This is a genomic window from Vibrio hepatarius, assembly GCF_001274785.1.
GTDB classification, from domain to species: domain Bacteria; phylum Pseudomonadota; class Gammaproteobacteria; order Enterobacterales; family Vibrionaceae; genus Vibrio; species Vibrio hepatarius.
The window spans coordinates 1-16,347 of record NZ_LHPI01000031.1 but is presented as its reverse complement, the minus strand read 5'-3'; the positions used below and the strand labels follow the sequence as shown (position 1 = coordinate 16,347).

The 16,347-nt window shown below is 48.2% G+C and carries 17 protein-coding genes; 8 read left to right on the top strand and 9 right to left on the bottom strand.

Annotated features, from left to right (window positions below):
- The first annotated feature begins 71 nt into the window (after positions 1-71).
- Complete coding sequence (locus tag AKJ31_RS20635; RefSeq protein ID WP_053410918.1) at positions 72-899, top strand: Cof-type HAD-IIB family hydrolase; 828 nt, start codon at positions 72-74, stop codon at positions 897-899.
- Between the two features lie 42 nt (positions 900-941).
- Here the strand turns inward: AKJ31_RS20635 and AKJ31_RS20630 are convergent, their stop codons facing one another.
- Positions 942-1,412 carry an EVE domain-containing protein gene (locus tag AKJ31_RS20630; RefSeq protein ID WP_053410917.1) on the bottom strand — a complete coding sequence of 157 codons (471 nt, stop codon included), beginning with the start codon at positions 1,410-1,412 and terminating at the stop codon, positions 942-944.
- A 44-nt stretch (positions 1,413-1,456) separates the two neighbouring features.
- Between AKJ31_RS20630 and AKJ31_RS20625 the strand changes: the two genes are divergently transcribed.
- A complete protein-coding gene (locus tag AKJ31_RS20625; protein WP_053410916.1) occupies positions 1,457-2,995 on the top strand; it encodes a COG3650 family protein in 1,539 nt (512 codons plus the stop codon).
- A complete protein-coding gene (locus tag AKJ31_RS20620) occupies positions 2,996-3,619 on the top strand; it encodes a tRNA-uridine aminocarboxypropyltransferase (RefSeq protein WP_053410915.1) in 624 nt (207 codons plus the stop codon). It abuts the gene before it with no gap.
- Here AKJ31_RS20620 and yigB read toward each other — a convergent pair.
- From yigB to lptM, 6 genes are read right to left on the bottom strand one after another with little or no spacing between them, the layout of a single operon-like run.
- Entirely contained in the window at positions 3,616-4,338 is a 723-nt protein-coding gene (yigB, locus tag AKJ31_RS20615; protein ID WP_053410914.1) for a 5-amino-6-(5-phospho-D-ribitylamino)uracil phosphatase YigB, read from the bottom strand. The two genes, AKJ31_RS20620 and yigB, sit on opposite strands and share 4 nt — an antisense overlap.
- Positions 4,338-5,267 carry a tyrosine recombinase XerC gene (xerC, locus tag AKJ31_RS20610; RefSeq protein WP_053410913.1) on the bottom strand — a complete coding sequence of 310 codons (930 nt, stop codon included), beginning with the start codon at positions 5,265-5,267 and terminating at the stop codon, positions 4,338-4,340. The genes yigB and xerC overlap by 1 nt, the downstream gene beginning before the upstream one ends.
- Positions 5,239-5,961, bottom strand: a complete 723-nt coding sequence (locus AKJ31_RS20605) for a DUF484 family protein (protein WP_053410912.1) — start codon at positions 5,959-5,961, stop codon at positions 5,239-5,241. Before AKJ31_RS20605 ends, xerC begins: the two co-directional genes overlap by 29 nt.
- A gap of 6 nt (positions 5,962-5,967) precedes the next feature.
- Complete coding sequence (dapF, locus tag AKJ31_RS20600) at positions 5,968-6,798, bottom strand: diaminopimelate epimerase (RefSeq protein WP_053410911.1); 831 nt, start codon at positions 6,796-6,798, stop codon at positions 5,968-5,970.
- A gap of 10 nt (positions 6,799-6,808) precedes the next feature.
- Positions 6,809-8,062 (bottom strand): diaminopimelate decarboxylase, encoded by a 1,254-nt coding sequence (gene lysA, locus AKJ31_RS20595; protein WP_053410910.1) that lies wholly within the window; start codon positions 8,060-8,062, stop codon positions 6,809-6,811.
- 31 nt (positions 8,063-8,093) lie between these two features.
- Entirely contained in the window at positions 8,094-8,216 is a 123-nt protein-coding gene (gene lptM, locus AKJ31_RS23645) for an LPS translocon maturation chaperone LptM (RefSeq protein WP_053410909.1), read from the bottom strand.
- Positions 8,217-8,291: 75 nt separating this feature from the next.
- On the opposite strand from lptM, the gene cyaY reads away from it, so the two are divergent.
- Positions 8,292-8,606 (top strand): iron donor protein CyaY, encoded by a 315-nt coding sequence (gene cyaY, locus AKJ31_RS20585; protein ID WP_053410908.1) that lies wholly within the window; start codon positions 8,292-8,294, stop codon positions 8,604-8,606.
- Positions 8,607-8,661: 55 nt separating this feature from the next.
- Here cyaY and AKJ31_RS20580 read toward each other — a convergent pair whose 3' ends face one another.
- A complete protein-coding gene (locus AKJ31_RS20580; protein WP_053410907.1) occupies positions 8,662-11,190 on the bottom strand; it encodes a class I adenylate cyclase in 2,529 nt (842 codons plus the stop codon).
- 336 nt (positions 11,191-11,526) lie between these two features.
- On the opposite strand from AKJ31_RS20580, the gene hemC reads away from it, so the two are divergent.
- From hemC to AKJ31_RS20560, 4 genes are read left to right on the top strand one after another with little or no spacing between them, the layout of a single operon-like run.
- Positions 11,527-12,465 (top strand): hydroxymethylbilane synthase, encoded by a 939-nt coding sequence (gene hemC, locus AKJ31_RS20575; RefSeq protein ID WP_053410906.1) that lies wholly within the window; start codon positions 11,527-11,529, stop codon positions 12,463-12,465.
- Positions 12,466-12,471: 6 nt separating this feature from the next.
- Complete coding sequence (locus tag AKJ31_RS20570) at positions 12,472-13,215, top strand: uroporphyrinogen-III synthase (protein WP_053410905.1); 744 nt, start codon at positions 12,472-12,474, stop codon at positions 13,213-13,215.
- Positions 13,216-13,218: 3 nt separating this feature from the next.
- Positions 13,219-14,430: a uroporphyrinogen-III C-methyltransferase gene (locus AKJ31_RS20565; protein ID WP_053410904.1), complete on the top strand. Its 1,212-nt coding sequence runs from the start codon at positions 13,219-13,221 to the stop codon at positions 14,428-14,430.
- Positions 14,430-15,608 carry a heme biosynthesis protein HemY gene (locus AKJ31_RS20560; protein ID WP_053410903.1) on the top strand — a complete coding sequence of 393 codons (1,179 nt, stop codon included), beginning with the start codon at positions 14,430-14,432 and terminating at the stop codon, positions 15,606-15,608. Before AKJ31_RS20565 ends, AKJ31_RS20560 begins: the two co-directional genes overlap by 1 nt.
- 541 nt (positions 15,609-16,149) lie before the next feature.
- Here AKJ31_RS20560 and AKJ31_RS23370 read toward each other — a convergent pair.
- Positions 16,150-16,347: hypothetical protein (locus tag AKJ31_RS23370; RefSeq protein WP_211263072.1), on the bottom strand; the 198-nt coding region annotated here is incomplete at its 5' end.

Below are 16,347 nucleotides of genomic sequence, written 5' to 3'. Positions count from 1 at the left end.
CCTCCTTTCCTTCAAGTAAACTATGTCGTCTACCCTGATTGGGTTGAACTACGCACTGTTACGAGGGTGATATGACCGAAACACGCAAAGAAACTCCATTCCGCATTGTTGCTTCAGATCTTGATGGCACGCTACTGGCACCAAACCACCAGCTAAGTGACTTTTCCAAACAAACGCTGAAAGAACTGCACAACAATGGCTACACCTTCATATTTGCGACGGGTCGTCACCATGTAGACGTGGCAGGGATTCGCGAGATTGCGGGCATTCCGGCGTATATGATCACATCGAACGGTGCCCGCGTTCACGACCAAAACGACCAACTGATGTACAGCAAAAACGTACCAGAAGAGTTGGTTCAGCCAGTGATCGATGTGATCCGTCACGATCCAGAGATCTACATCCATCTCTACAAAGATGAACAATGGTTGATGGACCGCGACGACGAAGTGTTAGCAAAATTCCACAGCGAATCTGGCTTTACTTACACGCGTTTTAACGCCAGCAACGCACCGACGGAAGGCATTGCCAAAGTGTTCTTTACTCACCCAAAACACGACCACGAGCACCTGGTGCAATATGAGAACCAGTTGCGTGAGAAGTTTGGCGACCAACTGAATATCGCGTTTTCGACGCCTTGGTGTTTAGAAGTCATGGCTGCGGACGTATCCAAAGGAGACGCATTGGAAGCGGTGGCTAAATCGCTCGGTTTATCTTTGGCAAACTGCATTGCGTTCGGTGACGGTATGAACGACGTCGAAATGTTGTCGATGGCGGGTAAAGGTCTGGTGATGGGCACATCGCACCATAAAGTGAAAGCCGCGCTCCCTAACAACGAAGTGATCGGCAGTAACGAAGAAGACGCAGTGGCGCAATATCTGCACACGCATTTATTCTAAAGCCTCGTCGAAACATTAAGGGCAGCCTATCACTGCCCTTTTTTATCGCTGGCTCGGGAGCTTCTCTTTATCGAGGATCGCCTGCCACTCGCTGTCACTTACCGGCATGATCGAAAGTCGATTGCCGCGTTTTACCAATGGCATGTTCTCTAGTTCCGGCATCGCCTTGAGTACCGAAAGCGGAATCAATCGCTCCGTTTTGCGCACAAACTCGATGTCCACCATCACCCAACGCGGATTCTCTGGCGTCGACTTCGGATCGTAGTAGTCGCTTTCTGGGTCGAACGCAAAGTGGTCGGGATAGGCTTGTTTAATCACCTTAGCAATCCCAGCGACACCCACTTTTTTGCACGATGAGTGGTAAATCAGCACTAAATCGCCTTCTTTCACTTCATCTCGCATCATGTTTCTTGCTTGATAATTGCGTACTCCTTCCCAACATGAGGTTGACTGTGTGCGTAGCGTGTCAATTGAGAAGGTGTCAGGTTCTGTTTTAAATAGCCAATATGCCATAATGCTTCCGATAACATTCTAGGGTCTATAGAGGAAGATATAACATGAAGGCGTTACAAAACCCAGTCGCACTGGCTACTTTGCTCGCTCTCCAGGCGTGTTCCAGCTCAACTACGAATGTAGAAACGCCTCCTGCAGAGCCACAAGCAACGCTCGACCAGCCAAAGTCGGTCGTCGCACAGACTTTCGTCATGCGCGGACAAGTCGTGCTGGGTAACGAAGTTCGCTCTATCACACCTTGTGGCAGTCAGAATCAATACTGGCTAGACCTTCCTCAAGACCGCTTCCAACAAGGACTGACTTTAGTCCGCGGACCATACGAGCCGCTTTATGGTGAAGTAATTGGCCATTTGGAAGCGCCAAGCAAAGCCGGTTTCTCGTCAGACTATAAAGCACGCTTTGTCGTTGACCACATCAATGTGCTCTCCGCTGAAAATCCGAATCGATGCGACCAAGCAGAGAAGCCGACGCACGCATTTGGTGTTGAGCTGTCTTGGTCGGTCAAGTTTGCCAAAAACCAATTAGTGTTTGAGCAATTTGGCGCGGAAAAGCAGCCACTGACGATTGAGTCGAGCCGCATTGAAAGCGACCGCAGACGCTACCAGTTCGCTGGTGGTAGCCTAGATATGAAACAACAAAGCTGTGTCGATGGAATGAGTGACAGTTTGTACGGCTGGAGTGCAACTTTTAAGCTCAATGACAAGACTTATCACGGCTGTGCAACGTTATCGAATCGTGATGCCACCCAGAATTGGGCAGCCACGTATCAAGCGCAATCAACACAAAACACACCTTTTAGCGTCACAATGACGCTTAATCCCGACCATTCCGCCAATACCACTTACAGCTATCAAAATGGCGAAGCGGACACGGTCGAGCGAGGCTACTGGCAACAGCTCAACCCAAATCAAGTGCAGGTAGCGAACACCCAACTACAGAACCAACCTCTTAACTCAGAGCGTATCTACACGCGTGATGGCTACCAGCTAACCGCCAAGAAAGAAAAAGTCGGCGACGTAATCTATGAGATCGCAGACGGCGGCATCACGCTATTCAAGACCAAACAAACACTGACTGAGTCCGTCTCATCGCCTACGACTCGAACACTCGAAGCTGGCAAAGTGGCATCCAGTGCCGAGTTTAATCCACAAGTCGATAAAACCCTGCGCGAGTACTTCCGACTGCACAAAACCGACCCAACGGGTACACGCTACCGTTGGTTGACGTACGATCTCAACGGAGACGGTAACGAAGAGCTACTGGCACAACTAGATTGGTGTGGCTCTGGCGGCTGTACACTATTGATATTTGAAAACTACCAGCAAAAATGGCGCTTCAACAGTCGTATCACTTTAGTGCGTACGCCAATCAACTTAGGCACCCAAGCACACGACGGATGGCAAGACCTGATCTTGTTTGTCAGCGGTGGTGGCGCAGTACCAAATCAGCATGTACTAAAGCATAACAGCATCAGTTATCCGCAAAATCCAAGTGTGGCACCGACGGCTAACTACGATGAAAGCAGCCAAGTACAGCTATTTTCGGATGGATTAACCCCGCACCAGGGCGGAGTCACGCTGTAAATGTCTGATAACACACAATGCCCGGGGTGCGGACTGAAGTTCAACTGCGTATGCACGCACCTGCCGACGCTGACTGTCGCCGCGCATTTTGCGCTGTTGACGCACGAGAACGAACTCAGTCGAGATACCAACACCGGGCAATGGTTGCTCAAAGTAGTAGCTTCATCGAGTAAGCACATTTGGCATCGTAAACAACCGTGCCCCGCATTACTAAGCTTGCTCGATGACGAAAACTACGCGGCCTACTTACTGTTTCCCGGCGATGAGAGTGTGTCGGTGACAACTGCGCAGCAAACTAGCCTTGCAGACAACAAGCAGCCGCTGTTTATTGTTTTGGATGGAACCTGGCAAGAAGCTAAGAAAATGCTGCGTAAAAGCGTTTGGCTGCAATCGTTGCCATTGGTGCACATAAAACCACAGCAAGAGTCTCAGTACCAGTTGCGACGCAATCAAAGTGCCGGACACCTATGCACGCTAGAAGTCGGCGCAGAAATAATTCGTGAGCTAGGGAATAAGCAAGATTCGACGCGTTTACTGACCTTCTTTAGCCACTATATGAACGTCTTTCAAGCCGATAAGAGCGGCCATTTATACGCTGGCGAGTCGTTGAACCGTTCTATTTAGCGCTCGATTAAACGCAATAAGTCGGCCAACTGGCTGACTTCTGCATCGGGCAATACCTTGGTTTTTGGGTGGTTGAAAAGGGTTTGCTGGTCGCCGTTGAACCAACATGCTGAAAAGCCGCTGTTCTTTGCCCCTAACACATCGGTCACCAAGTGATCGCCAACGTGCAAAATCGATTCTGCCGGCAGCGCCAAATGCTGCGCCGCTTTTTGAAACAGATCCGGATGAGGCTTTGCGTAGCCGTCCGGCCCTGCTTTCAACACCAACGAGAAATAGCCATCAAGACCAATTCTTTCTACATCGACGTTACCGTTGGTGATCGCCACTAGAGGCAGCCGCTCTGCCAGCAGTGTTAAAACGCGATGTGCTTCATCGGGTACGGTAAAGTCACTACGCAGTCGCAATACCTCTTCAATCGCATCGTCTGCCGCACGCTTGGCTTGGTCATCTTCATAACCCAATAAGCTCAGGCCATGTTCAATTTGTCGATGACGCCACAAAGTAACGTCATTGAGTAACCAATCGTCTTCCCTAGCCACTTGACGCTTAATTTGATTCCACCAGCGATGAGGCTGGGTCGCAGAGATCGGATGATACTTATGCAGCCACGCCGCCATGCTCGCTTCCACTTGACGGATAACTGGACGATTATCGTAAAGCGTATCGTCTAGGTCGAAAGTCATCGCTTTGATTGGCGCTAGGTGACGATAAAACTGCATCAGTTATTTCCTTTCTTTCTCGCTCTTGGGTGCGCTTGGTCATACACCTCAGCTAAGTGTTGAAAATCCAAGTGGGTGTAGATTTGGGTAGTCGAGATGTTCTCATGTCCGAGCAGCTCTTGAACCGCGCGCAGGTTGTTGCTCGATTCCAACACGTGAGTAGCAAACGAGTGGCGCAATTTGTGCGGGCTAATGTGGCTGGCAACCGACTGTTTTTGTCCCCATTCCGCCATCCGCTTCTGTACGTTGCGGTGAGAAATACGCACACCAAGCTTAGAAACAAACAACGCTGGCTCATCGGGATTCGCCAAGCTAGCGCGAACTTTGAGCCATTTGGCGACCCATTCCGCGGCCATGCCTGAAAACGGCACTTTACGCTCTTTGTCACCTTTACCAACCACTCGCAATTCACCGGAAGACAAACCGACGTCTTTAACGTTCACGCTGACCATTTCCGCCAAACGTAAACCCGCGCCGTACATCAGCTCCATCATCGCTCGGTCTCGCACTGAAAGTGGATCGTCTTCATTCACTTCCAGCAATTGGCCGACTTCATCCACATCGAGGTTTTTCGGTAATGGACGTTTTTTACGTGGTGCAGAGACCCCTTTGGCTGGATTAGCACTCATCTCTCCACGCAATATCAAAAAGTCGAAAAAGCTGCGTAGCGACGACAGACGCGTGGCCAAACTGCTCGCTTTCATGCCATCACGCATGCCTTTACTGGCAAGTTGGCGTACCCAGCCCGCGTCCACTTGCGACCAATCTTTGATCCCTAAGTGAGCCAAGTGCTGCGCCATGGTTTCGAGCTGTTGTTTGTAGTTACGTTGGGTGTGCAAACTCAGCCCCTTTTCGCTTCTGAGGTATTCATAGAAGCGTTCTAGGGGCCGCTGAAGACTGTTAGGCAGAGGTATTGCTGATTCGTTCATCGTCTTCGTTTTGCCATGGCAAGAATTCAATTAGATGGGAAAGTACCAGCGCCAAGTGACGCAAGAACAAGGTATCCATATGCGGTTGGAAATGACCACCGTCGGAGCTTGAGAACGCGAGAATGCCTTGCAACGCTTTTTTCTTGAGCGGCAAAACCACATACGACCCCATTTCAGGCGCACGGTTGTTGTCCCCAAAGATCACGTCACGGTCGACCTTACGCAGACGACCTAAATACGCACTCTTACCATTGAGATGGTTAGTCGCAAAGCGTTGATAGCCCTCTTTGCTCAACTGGTAGTAGTTTGATTCACTATCAAGCAAACGCACATACGCCACCAAACCCAACGATTTCGCCATTTCTTCAATCGCTTTAACCGCCGTGAGCAACGAATCACACTGCAAAATATGCTCTTGCAGCCCCATGAACTCGTGAAACGTTCTATCGTTGCTCTTCGCCATCGACATCAAGCTAGTGATCTCTTCCTCCAGCTCTTCAATACGTTGACGCTGACGGTTCAGTTGTACATGGACCAATGACACCGCGCCCTGCTCTTGATGATTTAACGCTAATCTGTCCACCAGCTCTGGTCGAGAGGTAAAAAAATCAGGGTTATCACGCAGGTACTCGGACACTACCTCAGCGGTCAATGCATCTGCTTCGATGTCAGATACGTTTAATTGTTTTTCCATCACTCTCTAACAGCTTAGCTGACCATCATAAACGTGTGTCGCTGGACCAGTCATAAATAGTGGTTTACCCGGACCTTGCCAGCTGATTTTTAGCGAACCGCCAGGGAGATTAACCACAACGTCTTCATCCAATAGATCTTGGACAATACCGACCGCAACCGCGCCACACGCACCACTGCCGCACGCCTGCGTTTCACCCGCGCCGCGTTCGTACACGCGTAGATTAACTTCATTGCGATTAAGCACCTGCATAAAGCCAGCATTCACACGCTCAGGAAAACGCTCATGAGACTCAAGTTGCGGGCCGAGCGTATCAACATCGGTGGTCGCCACGTCATCCACAACGGTTACCACATGTGGGTTCCCCATGCTGACTGCGCCGCAGAACAAGGTTTTCTCTTCGGTGCGCAAGATGTAGGTTTTCTCCATCTGCTTTGCTTTGAACGGAATCTTATTCGGTTCAAACTCAGGCACACCCATGTTCACCGTGATCTGGTCATCTTCTTCGATGCTGAGGATCATCTTGCCTTTTTTGGTACTCACGCTGATGCTGTACTTATTCGTCAGCCCTTTCATGCGTACAAAGCGGGCAAAACAACGTGCACCGTTTCCACATTGCTCAACTTCGCTACCGTCAGCGTTAAAGATGCGGTAATGGAAATCGGTTTCTGGATCGTAAGGCGCCTCAACCACCAGTAGCTGGTCGAAGCCGATACCGGTATGACGATCCGCCAAGCGACGGATCAAATCCGGTGAGAAAAAAATGTTCTGGGTAATGCAATCCACAACCATGAAGTCATTACCCAAACCATGCATTTTAGAAAAATGGAAATGCATAAAGCTCCAATTACTCCGGAAGAATGTTCTCTAACGCCCATAGACTGGACAGCTCTTCACGTTGGCGTACAAGGTGAGTTTGCTTGCCATCCACCATCACTTCCGCCACGCGAGCACGAGTGTTGTAGTTCGAAGACATCACAAAACCGTAGGCTCCAGCTGAGCGTACCGCCAGTAAATCGTTCTGCTCAAGTACCAACGCACGGTCTTTACCGAGGAAGTCACCCGTTTCACAGATAGGGCCAACCAAATCGTAAGTCACCGCTTCGCCTTGGCGTGGTTTAACCGGAACGATATCTTGCCAAGCTTGGTACAGCGCGGGGCGCATCAGGTCATTCATCGCCGCGTCGATAATCGCGAAGTTTTTGTGCTCAGTATGCTTAAGGAATTCCACTTTGGTCAGGAGTACGCCCGCGTTTGCCGCGATAGCACGTCCCGGCTCAAAGATAAGTTCTAGGTCTTGGTGGTTCTCCAGACGGCCAAGCAGCGCTTTCGCGTACTCAGATGGCTCCGGTGGCAGTTCATCGCGATAAACCACGCCTAGGCCACCGCCAACATCTAAGTGTTTGATGCGAATGCCTTGCGCTTTAAGGTCGTCGATCAGTGCCAATAAACGGTCCGTTGCATCGATGAACGGTTCAATGTCGGTTAACTGCGAACCGATGTGACAGTCGATGCCTTTTACATCGAGGTTTTCTAAGCTAGAGGCAAACTTGTAAACCTCTGGCGCACGGTCAAACGCGATACCAAATTTGTTATCACGCAGGCCAGTGGAAATATAAGGGTGTGTATGAGCGTCAACGTCTGGGTTGATACGCAGTGAAATCGGTGCGATCACACCCAGTTCACCCGCCACTTTGTTCAGACGTTCAAGTTCAGGTTCAGACTCAACGTTGAAACACTTGATACCAAGCTCCAGCGCGCGTTTCATCTCAGCTTCGGTTTTGCCTACGCCAGAGAACACCACTTTACTCGCATCGCCACCTGCGGCGATCACGCGTTCAAGTTCACCTGCCGATACGATATCAAAGCCAGAACCCAGTCTTGCTAGTGCGTTCAGTACACCTAAGTTCGAGTTCGCTTTAACCGCATAACACACCAAATGTGGATGCTCGCCAACCGATTTGTCGAAGGCGTGCCAATGGCGCTCTAGAGTCGCTCTCGAATAAACGTAGAGTGGTGTGCCGTACTGCTGAGCCAAATCAGATAATGCGACATCCTCGGCCCAAAGCTGGCCATCATCCTGATAGTTGAAGTAATCCAAAGTGCTTTCCCTTATATTCTGATATTACTTGTTAATTGTTTGAAGGTTGCTCGTTCTGTGGTGCTTCTTCAGGCATATAAAGTGGGCCAGTTTGACCACAGCCAGCCAAGCCAAGAGCCGAAACAATAAACAGAGCTAAGATTGATTTTTTCATAGGTTCAATCGTGATTATTTTTCCAATGCCCCCTATAATCGCACCACACTCAGGAAAAGCAATAGGATAGATAAGATGAACGAGACTGAATTTCATCAGTTGGTAGATGTTCAAATGCAAATCATCGAAGAAATGATTGATGATTCAGGAGCGGACATCGATTACGAAGTGTCTGGTAATGTAATGACACTGGAATTTGAAGACCGTAGTCAAATCATTATCAACCGCCAAGAGCCAATGAAAGAGATCTGGTTGGCGTCAAAATCAGGCGGTTTCCACTTTTCATACCAACAAGAGCAATGGATCTGTTCTAAGACGGGTGTTGAGCTGATCGCTATGGTGAAGCAAGAGTGTGAAAAACACGCTGAAGAAGAGATCGAATGGCCGTAAGCCACTCGCTAAAAGACGTTAACAAAAAGGCCATCGTATATGATGGCCTTTTTGTTTATGCATTAACGATTTTTCCCGACTTTGGGTAACCCGTACTATCACTACGATACGGCACAATGTAGGGTTCGCCGTCTTCAGGATGAACAATCTGGTAGTACTGCGGTAAGTTGAAGTTAATAAACTTAGACGAAACCGTATTCTCGTCTTTTACCGAAGTGTAGAAGCTGTTTACGCTGGCGATCATCTCGTCTTTTTCACCACTAAACTGGTGATAAACCTCAACGCGATTCGACTCATCTAACACGTAAATGTTGAAACCTTGCTCGTTGTCTTCAAAGAAGAATTGGATAAGACCTTCGCTGGCAAATCCGTCAACCGCGTCTGGCAGTTGGTAATCTTGCTCTTTATCCAACATCAACAACGGTGAGCCTTTAAGCTTGTTGGTTGAAATGCTGCGATAGAAGTCGACCGAGTTTTCCAGCATCTGCACCGATACACCACGACGCTCGAAGAACAATCCGTAGGTTTGCTGACCAATACGCATCGCTTTAAAGCGGCGGCGTTTTTCTTGCTCGACCGGCTTAAGACGCAGGTCGATACATTCAGCTAATAGCTGATAAACCATATTGCGCATCACGCCGCGCAGGTTCTTGCTGTAGCAGAACACATCCACCGACTCTGGTGGTACAGCATCTTGGTGCATTTTACCTAGTATGGTTTTCAGCGCGTCTAGCATCGACGTCTCGCCTTTGAAGTGCAAGGTACGCACTTCTTGCCAAGAGTTACGATAAACCAGATCGACACTGCCGACTAAACACTTCTGATCAGGACCAAAGCTAAAGATATCGGTGTTTTTCGGGTCGAGCTTGAGTGATTTACCTGCAAGCTCTGTCGTTGGATCGTTTTCAAAGTTGATAAACATCGCCAACTGGCTAATCTCACACGGGCTGGCTAGGGCTTGCATTGTCGGGCGCGGTTTACGTAACGAGAAGGTGTTACGTAAGTCACTCACCATCTGGTAAAACTTATCGATGTCTAAGTGTGCTTCTCGAATTACCGAGTGCAGGCGCGTCGATTCAGTAATCAAACCATTAAAGAACGACCAAGCGACCAGCTTGCTGAGGTATTCGTGATGCTCTAACGGCGCACGACCAATGATGCGATGCGGCGTTAGCGGTTGTTTGTATAGATACCAGCCCTGCTTATTGGTTCTGCCCGGTCTTACTTCGATAAACGTTAAGTCGGGTTCGTGCAGGTCTGGAGAAATTTGTGGGTTCAGCAACGTGACTTTGCCCGGCAGCACTTCGAATGCCGCATAAAGCTTACGTGCCAGAACGCTGATGTCCTGTGGACTGATCGCCGAGGTGATATTGTTACGACGCGCAAATTGGATCAGGTTGCGGTAACTCTGCATCAACGCATCAAGTAACGCGTGGTGCACCACTTTCACCTGTTCAACTTTCCAGTTACGTCGGTCATCCAGCTCACGGATAACGCTCTCGTCCCATTGCCATTGAGTCACTAACTCGCCCAACGCTTTACGACGCCATTCAACCGAACCAACGCTCGGTTCACGCGAGAGCTTTTCGTGAGTCTTCAAATAGAAACAGCGACGAACGAGGTCTAAACGAGTTTCATCACCGATTCGCTCTAGGTAGCGAGTCACCTTCTCTAACATGAGGTAATACGCGTCCATACCATATAGGTCTGGCTCATGAGTAAAGAAGCGGCGTTTGGTGTCTAAGCTTAACAGTTGGGTATTTGGGTATTCCCAAGAGTAGGCTTCAAGCAGAATCGCTTTTAGGACCGATTTATACGGCGAGTCGATACTTTTGTAGAGTTGCCACAAGTTGGAGCCGAAATACTCTTCAGCGGGAATTCGGTTCAGCTTACCGAAGTCAATCCACTTGCTGCAATCGATGTAACCGTTATTACACAGGTCATTGACATATTCGTCGTAACACTCTTCCATTTCCGGTGGCACGATTTGCCACAACAGACGCTTACCTGCAAGACGTACCGCGCTGCGGTAAAACTCATCCAATAGCAACAAGTGCTGTGATGAACCACAGTTGTCACCTGTCATCTCTTCGGAATGATTTGAACGGAATCGCTCTTCGTCCATCAGGAAGAAGTTTGCTTCAACACCTTGGGTTTGCGCCCAATCGGTGATCAACAAACATTTTGTGGTCAGTGACTCACGCTCATCTTGAGACATGCTCGACGACACACACACCCAGATATCCAAGTCGCTGGACGTACTTTGCCCTATCGAGGAAGTGCTCCCCATAGTGTACAGACCATAAATCGATGGATTATCGCTAGAAACCAGCGGCTGACCGAGGGTCAACTCTGTGTCTTCGACAAACTGTCGCTGAGTTTCATTTAGCTCGAACTCACAAATACCAAAGGGCACTTGATTGTCGTAATAGCCAGGAATCGCAGGGTGGTTGAAATGAAGAAGAGTAGGAATAAGATGGAATACACGCTGACTTTGCAAGTCCATAAGCGCCAGCGCACGCTCAGTGCGTTGCTGGTTCAGATTATCAAGTCTCTGAATTAAAGTCTTAGTGTAAACCTGCAAGGGAAATTCCTTGGTTAAATACCTATCGTGTGCTGACGAAAAATCAGTCTAAAGCACCGCTTAAACGTGATCAATCTAACACTTTTATTTCAATTGGTAAAGAATTGTACGATCGAATCGACATAACTATCCGCTGTAAGTCGATTTCGCCTTAGTGTGGTACGGAACCTGTTTTTATTATAATAGCCTTTCGTCCAAACGAGATATAGATCACACTCTTTTGATGATTTCATGTTCACCCCAGTACAACTAATCATCCTGAGGATATTGCAGTAATACTTTTTGATTCAGAATGGTACGATTACACCATTATTTTGAATCAACCAGTAGAACATCATGACTCAAACTACCCCAATTCGTATCGCTACGCGCAAAAGCCCACTTGCCCTTTGGCAGGCATACTTTGTTAGAGACGCACTGCAAGCCGCTCATCCTGGCTTAGAGGTTGAGTTGGTTACTATGGTAACCAAAGGCGATGTCATCCTAGATACCCCGCTAGCAAAAGTGGGTGGTAAAGGTTTGTTCGTCAAAGAATTGGAAGTGGCAATGCTGGAAGGTCGTGCGGACCTAGCGGTTCACTCGATGAAAGATGTACCGGTTGATTTCCCAGAAGGGCTCGGCCTTGTGACTATCTGTGAGCGTGAAGACCCACGTGACGCGTTTGTGTCAAACACGTACAGCCAGATAGACGACCTACCACAAGGTGCGGTTGTGGGTACATGTAGCCTGCGCCGTCAGTGCCAGTTAAAAGAATACCGCCCAGATTTAGTGATTAAAGAGCTGCGTGGCAACGTAGGTACACGACTAGGTAAACTGGATGCCGGTGAATACGATGCTATCGTATTAGCAGCAGCAGGCCTTAAACGCCTTAAGTTGGAAGAGCGCATTCGCAGCTTTATCGAACCAGAGCAGTCTCTTCCAGCCGTTGGCCAAGGCGCAGTAGGCATTGAATGCCGTCTTGACGACAAGCGTCTGATCAAACTGCTAGAACCACTTAGCCATAAAGAAACCACGGATCGCGTACTGTGTGAGCGCGCAATGAACTTAACCCTAGAAGGTGGATGTCAGGTGCCAATCGGCAGTTACGCGCTGATCGACGGTGATGATATTTGGCTACGCGCTTTAGTTGGTGAACCTGACGGCTCTAAGATCGTTCGCGGTGAAATCAAAGGCCCGAGAAGCCAAGCGGAAGAGTTAGGCGTTACACTGGCCAATCAGCTGCTTGATGATGGCGCGAAAGAAATCCTCACTAAGCTATACGCTGAGCACGAGTAATCCAGTATGGCAGTGTTGGTCACCAGACCTGATGAGCAGGGACGCACGTTATGCCAACAACTCAATGACGCAGGGATAAGTGCCCTTCATCTTCCTCTCATAAACATCTTACCGGGGAGTTCCCTCTCCGGTATTGCTGACGAACTGAGCCAGTTCGATATCATTATTGCCGTCAGTCAACACGCGGTTACTCTGACCAATCAAGCGGTTGTAGACAACATATCTCAATGGCCAGCCAAGGCTACGTACCTTGCCGTTGGTCAAAAAACTGCACATGTTTTAAGCAAAGTAACACGACAAAAAGTACACTATCCACAAGTTGGTGACAGTGAGCACCTGCTCGCATTGAAGCCGTTGCAAAACATCACCAACCAAAGAATCGTCATCTTGCGGGGAAATGGCGGTCGCGAACTCATTTTTGACACACTAATAAGCCGTGGCGCCGTTGTAGAATATCGAGAGATATATAAACGGGAAAACATAGCTTTCCGCTCAGAAATGCTCGTACCGTTCTGGCAAGATAGAAAAATTAAGCAGTTAGTCATCACCAGTTCAGGACAACTGAATCACTTTATCTCTCAGATCGCTGATGAGTATTTAGAGTGGGTGTTAGAACTAACGCTGTATGTACCGAGTGAACGTATTGTGCAAGAAGCACTTTCGTTGGGGTTCAAGCAAGTAATCAATACTTGTAGTGCTTCAAACAAAGATTTGTTGGCTACTCTCCGGTCAACTGAAACAGGACAATAAACAATGACAAGCAAAAATAAAAACGATCACATTGAACCTGAGAAAGAAAACACTTCAGCGCCAGAAGAGGTAGAGCAAGCCTCTGTGACTGACGCAGCTTCCACCGACAAGGAATCGAAAGTCGAAGAAAGCGTAGCATCACCTACCCCACCTAAAGCAGAATCCGCTCCTGAGTTTGAAGAGAAACAAGGAAAGCGTGGCGTTAAACTGGGTACGGTTGCGATTATCCTATCCTTGCTGTTCGGTGGTGGCCTTACCTTCCACATGCAACAGAAAGATGCTCAGTACCAAGCGCAAATCAGCGCGCTACAAGCACAACTACAGCAGACTCAAAGCTCGGTGAAACAAGACCTCGAAACCACGCAAAAAGCGGCAGTGGCGAAAGCGACCGAAATCACCCACAAGGCAGAAACGGTATTAGCACAGCAGCAAAAAAGCATTGAAAGCCTACAGCTAGCCATTGCAGATGTTAAGGGCCGCCGTCCAAACGATTGGTTATTGGCTGAAGCAGACTACTTAGTCAAACTCGCTGGTCGCAAGCTGTTTTTAGAGCACGATGCGTTCAGTGCAACCAAACTGATGGAAAGCGCTGACCAACGTATTGCTGCACTCAACGATCCAACCCTTGTCCCACTGCGTAAGGCAATGGCGAAAGACATCACCAAACTGAAAACCGTGCCGTTAGTCGACAGAGAAGGTCTGGTATTGCGTTTGACAGCGTTACAACAACAAGTCGATCAGCTACCTCTCGCAAACGCCCTATTACCTGAAGCGGAGCAGGTAGAGCAACGCAAAGTGTCGGAAGACATCTACGACTGGCAAGATAACCTGATGACTTCATTGAAAGAGTTCTCAGAAAACTTCATCACATTCCGTACTCGTGATGGCAATGTCATCCCACTGCTTTCGCCTCAGCAACACTTCTATTTGAAAGAGAACATCAAAGCTAAGATCGAAACCGCGATCAAAGCGGTCTACGTTGAACAGCAAGAGATCTATACCACCGCGTTATCAACCGCAGACAAATGGTCGAGCACCTTCTTCAATCAAGACTCTAATTCTGTCATTGAATTCAACAAGACACTTGAATCTCTAAGTAAACAAACCATCCAAGTTGAATACCCAGTGAAGCTAGAAACACAAACAGTGCTTGCAGACGTTATTCGTGACCGTCTACGCCGTGAGGTGACGACTCTAACCTCGGAGGAAAAATAATGTTTCGAATCATTTTCCTCTTTGTCGTATTGGGGGCCGGTTTATTCGTTGGTAGCCAATACTCCGGTCAACAAGGTTATGTGCTGATTTCTATCGCCAACAAAACCATCGAAATGAGCGTTACTACGCTGGTTATCTTTGTTATTGCTGCACTCGCGGGGTTATTTCTACTTGAGTTTCTGATCAAACGCGCGCTCTACGCCAGCTCAGCGACTTGGAACTACTTTAGCGTACGTAAGATGCGCCACTCTCGTCGCCTAACAAACGAAGCGATCGTAAAACTGCTAGAAGGCGACTTTAAGCAAGCAGAGAAAAAAGCAACACGTTGGGCGAATCACCACGACATGCCATTACTCTGCTATCTAGTTGCATCAGAAGCAGCTCAAGGACTCGGAGACGCAACTAAGCGCGATAAATACCTAGAGCTTGCTAGCCAGCAGGAAAACTCTCGCTTGGCGGTTGAGCTGACCCGAGCTAAGCAACAAATCCGAGAAGCGGATTACACGGCAGCATTCGACACACTATCATCACTTAAATCGAGCTACCCAAATAACGCGATCGTACTTAACTTACTCAAGACGGTTTATGTTGAACTCAAACTGTGGCAGCCACTGCTCGATTTACTACCAGCACTGGATAAATCCAATGTAATCGGTACTGATGAGCAAGCCAAACTGACTCAAAGAGCTCAGTGTGGTTTGTTAACCGAAGTTGCAGAGCAGAAAGGCAGTGAAGGGCTGATTGCTCACTGGAACAGCCTATCGCGTAAAATGAAGAACGACAGTCATCTGGTCGAGTGCTTTGCGAAACAACTTATCGCTCTTAAGGCCGATAACGAAGCTTTCACTCTGGTTAAAGAGAATATTAAGAAGCATCCAAACTCACGCCTTTACGCACTACTACCAGAGATGAACTTAGCTGACAGTCATCCGGCAGTTGTGTTCCTTGAAGAAGCCCTGCGTAAAGATGGGAACAATGCAGAAGCACACAGTGCACTTGCTCAATTCTATCTGCGCAACGAAAAGTGGGCCGAGGCTCAGCAGCACTTTGAAAAAGCGCTGACGGTGCGCTCCAACGTTTCTGACTACGCATACTTAGCCGATGCATTAGAGAAACAAAACTTAACCAAAGCCGCGCATGAAGTTTCTCGTAAAGCACTGACTCTGGTTCAAGAGTAAATTAAACTCTCTCAGTAAAAAGCCGACCATTAGGTCGGCTTTTTTATTACCAGTACCATCTCCGCTTAGAAAAACGCCTAAGTACCTTAAGACAACTCTATACTGGCCCTTTAGTTATTTAATAGATACAACCAGAGGCGAAAGCGTTTTAATCCGTTCCTGAAAATTAAGCCCGCATCAAAATAAATCACACAAGTCTGTATCTCGTTTAAAGAGATGAGGAGTTATCCCATAAAGCGGTGTGTCGTAGATCTACGACCTAACCACACTCACTATGTCATTCCTATCTAGCACCTTGATGATAGAGCGTCGATCAAACTGGTAAACACCATGGCCGTAGTGATCTCTTAACAGTTATGGTTTGAGATAAGACATGATAAGGGTGGGTAGATTATCCATTTACCAAAAGCAATACTGAGTTGGCGGCAGAAGGAGCGAAGAAAGCGAGCCATAAGACTGGGCTGTGAAATGGGACGCAAAGATGTGGGGTTTCCGGAGAAGTAGCTAAGTGGCTAGATTTACGTCCAATTGAACTCGTTGATCAAAGATCCGCATTTACATTTCTCATACGAAAAAGCCCTAGAATTTCTGCCGGGACGCGTAGTTTAGGGCTTTGTCTGAATAAGTGGCTGACGGCGGGGACGCCTAGTTCGGGGTTGCGGTCAACGGGCAAACCTTTTGCAGGACTCGTTGGCCGAAGACCAAAATAACCTGATAAAAACGAAAAGACCTCAGCATT